Raw genomic sequence first — 6104 nt, 5'->3', positions numbered from 1 at the left:
GGGAGCATCGGCGGTGACGGCTGGTGTTTTGGTCGACTTCAGACGATACCGCCGGTCTCCCGCTGCCGCCACCTCCGCAGGAGCCGCCGGCCCTGGTCCAGCCCACCCGTGCACAGCGCCCGGCCTCAGTCAAAAATGGCCAAAGTCGAGTTAAGATAAACCATATTTATTTCACGTGGTAAGTACATCAATATATTCGCTATGAGCGCTTAATTATTTATCTTTCTTTTAAATCAATGCTTTGCAATTATTGGCGCCTACAAATATTTCACTTGAAGTACTTAAGGGGCCAGGCTCAATAAAATCCGCCCGGCGGTGAAAAAATCAATTAAGCCGGCCCCTCTTCCAGTTTTGTCTTTCTTGTGCTTCATAATTTAATCTGGCCTGAATGGCGCTAAGTTAAGGAGCCGCCTAGCGATACCAGCGACTTACACGAAGGCCCAGACCTAAATTTCTGGAGAATCAGCGGCAGTCCGCCAGATTTTTCCGGGTTCCGCCTGGTATGGGAGCGTTTCCGCAAGCCATCCGGCCACGTAAGTCGCGGTTTTCCTTCGGTCGGGTGCTTAACTTAGCGCCATTCGTTCCTGGCACCTTGACCGTACGTGAGTTTCAGACCGGCGGCAAGATCATGGTGACCACCTTTCTGTGCCCCACGGCGACCCCGAAAGGACGTCTCAAGGTGCTCTATCGCTGCCGGTGGAACATCGAACTTGATCTGCGCAACATGAAAATCACGCTGGGCATGGAACATCTCCGGTATAAGACCCCGGAGATGGCCCTCAAAGAACTCTGGGTCTATCTGCTGGCCTACAACCTGATCCCGGCTCTTGATGGCACAGGCCGCATTCCTGGCCGACCAAATCCCCCGCCAACTGAGCTTCAAACACACGGTGCAGATCTGGGTGGCTTGGCAGCAGCGTCGCGGGGCCACTGATGACCCGGTGAGCATCTGCGGCCTGCTGATTCTGATCCCCCAGCCGCGGGTCGGTGCGGTCCTGGACGCATTGAGCCACGCGCGTTGAAACGCCGCCAGAAGCGCTATCCCCTGTTGACCAAGCCCCGGCGTCTCGCGCAGGAGGAGGTCCGCCAGAACGGTCACCCCAAGAAATAGCGCTGAACACGCCGATTATTGGGCATGAACCGCAACGGTAACCCGCTAATTCAAAAATATTCTCTGCTTATCTTAGCGCCATTCAACAACTTAAGCCCTTATCCGCCCTTCGAGCTTCGTCCGCCACTTGTCTTCCTATGGTTTTCCTCGTGAATCATGCGTGTTATTGGACTGAATTTTTGCATTGATGAATGCGGCCACTTGGGCTGAAGCCTTCTGATCAACGAGGAGCCCGCTTACAATTTCAAATGTGTTGGGTCGCAGAGTGTCCAACTCGCGTACCGTAACTCGTCTGCTTCGACCGAACCTGGTAAGTCGCACACTCGAAAGCCGGTCATACGGTATTCTAATAAGCACAGAGTACTCTTTTATTAGTCGATCCCAAACTAAGAAAATCAGCGATTTATCGGCGAGGACAAGAAATCCTTCGGTGAACTCCTTCCCACCCGAGCCGATCGTGGCCTTGTTCATATCGGTATACCCTGCCTCATTGGGAAACCAAAACGCGTGAAAATGCTGTCGAACTGTTCCCTCGGCATGGTCAACGGCGTTGGTAAGCGCCGCAACGCCAGAAGAGTCCGCTGCAGGTCCAAGACTTGCGCATCCGCCGAGAGCAATAACGGCGATCAAAATTACTACATTGAAGCTGCGGCGCGTGGCTCTGAATATCATTGCGATATATCCTTTTTCCCAATATTGCCCACAGGACTGCTTATCAACTATCGCCGACAGACTAGGTTAAAGTCAGCGCGGCTGCCGCAATGCTTTGGCCCTTTCCTGAAGGTCATGATGCTTCTCTCTATCTCGGGCGGGTTCAGCTTTCTTATTCTTATACAGTAACTTGCGAATAAGGCAAAGCTTCACAACATATTGGCCCTAACGTGTTCTAAGTCGAACCGGCCCAGTTGTGTGCCAACCAGCCACGGGCCACTAGGGTACCAGACTGATTCCCGCACACCGGTCAAGCCCCTCAGTTTCCGGTGAGCGCTTGGCAGCCGCCCCACTTGGCCCCTGTCGAGCGTTCCCGCTGGTCCGGCGGCGCGCCGTTTGTCAAAAGATGCCGGGGTCGGCTGGCGGCTAAACCCCGTCATTCTGTGCTTATGTTCTTCGACATGTGCAAGTTTTGCAAGAGGATCGTCATGATCTGGATCAAGGTTCTTGTACGAAAAGTGGATGCAGTGGCGCCCAGTCCCCTTGGCCTGCCCGATCGCGCCGGCCGAACCCCACCAGCGATCCGCCGCAGGGCGCGGGCATCGGCATCGACGCTCTTCTCGGCTACACCTTGAGGCTTCAGCGTCCTCACGGCAGATCGGTCAGCGGAATAGGGTAGACCTGCTCAGCAGGATCGACAGCGGCCCGCTGCGCCAAGTCAACCCACCGCCCCTGATCCGCATAATAAACGCTGTAACGCCGAATCTTTTTCTTCAACTGGTCAATGAATTCGACCTGCCGCATGGTGCCCCAGCGGGTCCAGGTGTCCTGGGTCAGGGTGAGCACGTCACTCTTGTAGGGGAGGCCCTGGAGGTATTCGCCGAGCAGACCCAGGTCGGCCAGTTGAGTGGCTTTTTGGATGCCGCCGGCGGCAGGGTCAACGCTGAATTTGGCCGCGACCGAGGCCAGGCGGTCGAAGAAACCGCGCGAACTGTCGTCCGCGTTCAGATCGGATTCGGCGGCCTCGACGATGCCTTTCAGGACTTGCTGCAGGTCTGAGAGTTGGTCTTTGGTGAGCAGCACGCGCACGTCGACCGCGGTGATGGAGGGGTCGGCGAAGTCTTTGTCGCTGATCCAGGCCTGGAAGACTTCCGGAGCCCGCGTGCCCTGGACCTGGCCCAGATAGGCGAGCCGGGCGGCATGGCCCAGGCTGTCGACGATGGCGCGGATGCGCGCGGCCTGGTCGTCGTCCGGCGTTGCCGCGGCGGCAGCCGGTCGGGTCGCGGTCTTGCCGCTGCTGTGCGGTGCGGCCTTGGGCTCCGGGCTGCCGGTCGCGCGCGCGAGGTTCTCGATCAGGCGTCCGGCATAGACATCGATGGCCCGGCCGAAGGCGGCGACGCTGCCGTCGGGGATGGGGAAATAGGCGCTCTGCTGATTCAGCGCATTGTCCGACAGGGTCTGGTACTGCGCGGCGGCGCGCTCGGTATCGTTTTGGCGGCGCGCTTCCGGGGTCAGCAGATGCAGGACGGCGATCGAGGTCCCGGCCTCGGCGGCGATGCCGCGGATCTGGTTGGCATTGAAGCCGGTGGTGGACTGGACGGGCTGCCCGGTGGTCGGGTCGCGCTGGGTGCCGTCGAGCGCCCCGGCGTCGGTGATCAGGATGAGATGACGCTCGGCGAAGCGCTGTTTCCAGTCGGGGGTGTCGAGCGCGGTCTTGAGACCGGCGTAGGCGTCCTCGTCGAAGTGGTCGGTGGAGATGCGCGCCTCATCCAGGTCGCGGACCCTGGTCAGGAAGTCCTGTCCGCCCTGCACCTGGGCCGGGTTGACATAGGTGCGGGCGACGAACTCGAGATCTTGGGTCTTGGCCGGGTCCTGCGAGGCGGCGCGGAAAGCGACCAGGCCGAAGGCGACCCGATCACCCAGCCCGGCTTGCTGGATCTGCTTATAAAAGCGCGCGATGGCGGCCTTGGTCTTGGCGATATAGGGTCCCATCGAGACCGTGGAGTCGATGACGAAGAGGACGGCAGCGCGATAGTCCGTCCCGGCCAGGGGTGCGGCGGCCGTGTTCCGGGGCGGGGCGGCCGGCGGTGGGGTTCCCGCGGATGCGGCGGCCGGATCGGGCAGGGTGACCGAAGCGACCTTGAGTGCCCGGATTTTGTCGCCGGTGATGGCACGGTATTCGGTGAAGTCGAGGATCGGCAGCAGGTAGAACTGTTTGCTGAAGTCGATGAAATTGGCGGGCTCGACGGCCAGGACCCGCGGGTCGGGTTGGCCCTGGGCGACGGTGGTCCGCAGGGCCTGCGCGGCTGGTCCCGGACCCGAGCTGTCGAGGATCGCCCGCAGGTCATCCCAGTCGCGCAGGAACAGCATCGGCTCGCGCCCGGCGCCCTGGTTGGTGAAGGCGAGCGTGAGTTGCTGCTTCCAGGGAACGGTCTGCGCCGCCGGCAGCCAGCCGAGGATGCTCTGGTCCTGAATGCCTGTCCCGACCTGCAGCCACTCCTGCCCGGCGCTGTCCTGCCGGGCGAAGACATAGAGCCGGGACAGGGCCTTGATCAACTCCTGCCCAGGGGCGCCTGGGGTCGCGGCGACCATGGCGCCCGGTCGGGTCAGAACCCGCTCGTAGATATCGCGTTTGCCCTGAGGGTGCAGCGGCTCGGCGGCCGTGGCCAGTGCGCCGGCCCCGATGGCGAGCAGGCCGATCAGCAGCCAGACGCGCGTGATTCGCGCCCGGACCGGGGGCCACGGGTTCCAGATCAAGGCGATCATCCGGTGTCCGTAGGGATTCGTTCGGCCGTTCATCAGTGTTCTCCAAGCGCGTCAAGCCGCTGCTGCGCTGTCGCATCGCCCGCCGCGGCGGCCTTACGCAGCCAGTCGACTGCATCCTGGTAGATGGGTCCGACGTCAGCCTCGCCGAGCAAGAGCTCGCCGTAGCGCCGTTGTGCCCTGGGAATTGACTGCTCGGCCGCCCCTTGATACCAGACCAGGGCGCTGTCCGGTTTGGGTTCGGGGAAGCAGGGGGATGGCTGAAAGCCCTCGGGGTCATAGCGTCGACCCAGCCGCTCGGCGAGCGCCGCGTCGCTCTTGGCCGCGTCCATGAAGAGCCGGATGGCGGCCTCGCAGTCGCCGGCCTGGTCCGCCTGCTCGGCGCGGGCGAACAGATCGGCCGCCGGGAGACTCCGGCGCTTGAGATCCAGGTAGAGCGCTTTGCCGGTCCCGGCAGCGGGTGTTGCCGGGGTCACACCGGCCGGTGTTGAGGTGCCGGTGCGCCCGGTCGCGGTTTCCGTTCCCGCCGGGGGCGGTGCCTCTTGCTCGGTCGTCAGGTAAGCCCAGAGCAAGCCCCCCAGACCGATGATGACGAGTGCTGACAGCGCCAACCGCCACTTGAGCCGGAAGGGTGCGGGGCTTGAGTCCGCCCTGGAATCCTGAGCCCGCTCCAGCGTTCGCGTTGTGGTCGGTACCGCGCCGGCGGTCTTGGTCCAGGTCAGGGATGGTTCATCCGCGGAAGCCGACGGCACGGCGCTCGCGGTCGGGCGCTCCAGGGTCCGCAATGCTTCCCTGGGCGCGGCGGCCACCGTGCCGCGCCGGGCCGAACCGGCGTCCGGGACCGGGCTGTTGATGGGCGCCGCCACATCCTGGTCGGCTGCATCCGTCGGCAGGGTCGGGGGCCGCAGGAGCGCGAGCGGTGCCCTGTCCGCGAAGTCGCCGCGCCGCAGATGCACCCGCAGCGGGGTCGTGCCGGCCGCGCGAATCCCCGCGGTCAGCGCCGGGCCCGCGTCGAATCGGGTCTCCGCGGCGTCGCCGTTGGTACGGGCGCAGGGATGCCAACTGGGAGTCTGAGTCCACAGTTGATGGACGGTCAGGTAGCTGTCGTCATCGTCGCGCTGCACCGCGACCAGGACCTCGGGCCAGGCCTGCGGTAACCCGCGAACGACCAGGGTTCCCCGGTCCGGCGGGTCGGCTGCGAATGTGATCGTCAATGGCATGGTGTGAATGCTCCGTGATCCTCGTCAACGGCTCCTCGCGGCAGGCTAGTATAAGCGTCCCGCGCGACAACCGGAGGTAGGGGCGGGTTTCAAAGCCGCCCCTACGCTATGGCCAGGTCCGGACATCAGGTGCGAAGGCGACAAACGTAGCGATGCCGCCGGTGATCAAGGCCCGTCGCCCGCTCTCAGGCGCCGGCGGATTGTCGATGGCCTCTATCTTAGTCGGTCGCCCGGCCTTGATGTCGTTTCGGCCGCAGGAAGACCGGAGGCCGAGGCTTTACCGCGAAAGTCGCGCAGCGACCCTGTGGGAGCGGCGTCCCGCCGCGATGGGGCCGGGCGCGCAGCCGCAGCGTCGAGGT

4 protein-coding genes and 1 pseudogene are annotated in these 6104 nt (G+C 63.1%); 2 read left to right on the top strand and 3 right to left on the bottom strand.

What is annotated here, in order from left to right; translation table 11 throughout:
- Positions 1-502: 502 nt before the first annotated feature.
- Positions 503-805 (top strand): annotated as a pseudogene (locus QZY03_RS32045) (transposase); the annotation flags it as partial.
- A gap of 25 nt (positions 806-830) precedes the next feature.
- Positions 831-1022 carry a hypothetical protein gene (locus QZY03_RS09400; RefSeq protein WP_295580334.1) on the top strand — a complete coding sequence of 64 codons (192 nt, stop codon included), beginning with the start codon at positions 831-833 and terminating at the stop codon, positions 1020-1022.
- Positions 1023-1246: 224 nt separating this feature from the next.
- Here QZY03_RS09400 and QZY03_RS09395 read toward each other — a convergent pair whose 3' ends face one another.
- The 3 genes from QZY03_RS09395 to QZY03_RS09385 form a co-directional block, all read right to left on the bottom strand.
- Positions 1247-1783 (bottom strand): hypothetical protein, encoded by a 537-nt coding sequence (locus tag QZY03_RS09395; RefSeq protein WP_295580332.1) that lies wholly within the window; start codon positions 1781-1783, stop codon positions 1247-1249.
- A gap of 627 nt (positions 1784-2410) precedes the next feature.
- Positions 2411-4561, bottom strand: coding sequence for a vWA domain-containing protein (locus QZY03_RS09390; protein ID WP_295580330.1), 2151 nt, complete (start codon positions 4559-4561; stop codon positions 2411-2413).
- Entirely contained in the window at positions 4561-5745 is a 1185-nt protein-coding gene (locus QZY03_RS09385) for a hypothetical protein (protein WP_295580328.1), read from the bottom strand. The genes QZY03_RS09390 and QZY03_RS09385 overlap by 1 nt, the downstream gene beginning before the upstream one ends.
- Positions 5746-6104: the final 359 nt, after the last annotated feature.

This window comes from uncultured Lamprocystis sp., assembly GCF_903933125.1.
In the GTDB taxonomy this organism is placed as follows: Bacteria; Pseudomonadota; Gammaproteobacteria; order Chromatiales; family Chromatiaceae; genus Thiodictyon.
Note: the sequence above shows the minus strand (reverse complement) of the source record. Positions and strands in the feature narration are given on the sequence as shown.

Coding starts and splice junctions, on each gene's coding strand:
- QZY03_RS09400 (WP_295580334.1), top strand. CDS start 831: ATGGCACAGGCCGCATTCCTGGCCGACCAAATCCCCCGCCAACTGAGC.
- QZY03_RS09395 (WP_295580332.1), bottom strand. CDS start 1,783: ATGATATTCAGAGCCACGCGCCGCAGCTTCAATGTAGTAATTTTGATC.
- QZY03_RS09390 (WP_295580330.1), bottom strand. CDS start 4,561: ATGAACGGCCGAACGAATCCCTACGGACACCGGATGATCGCCTTGATC.
- QZY03_RS09385 (WP_295580328.1), bottom strand. CDS start 5,745: ATGCCATTGACGATCACATTCGCAGCCGACCCGCCGGACCGGGGAACC.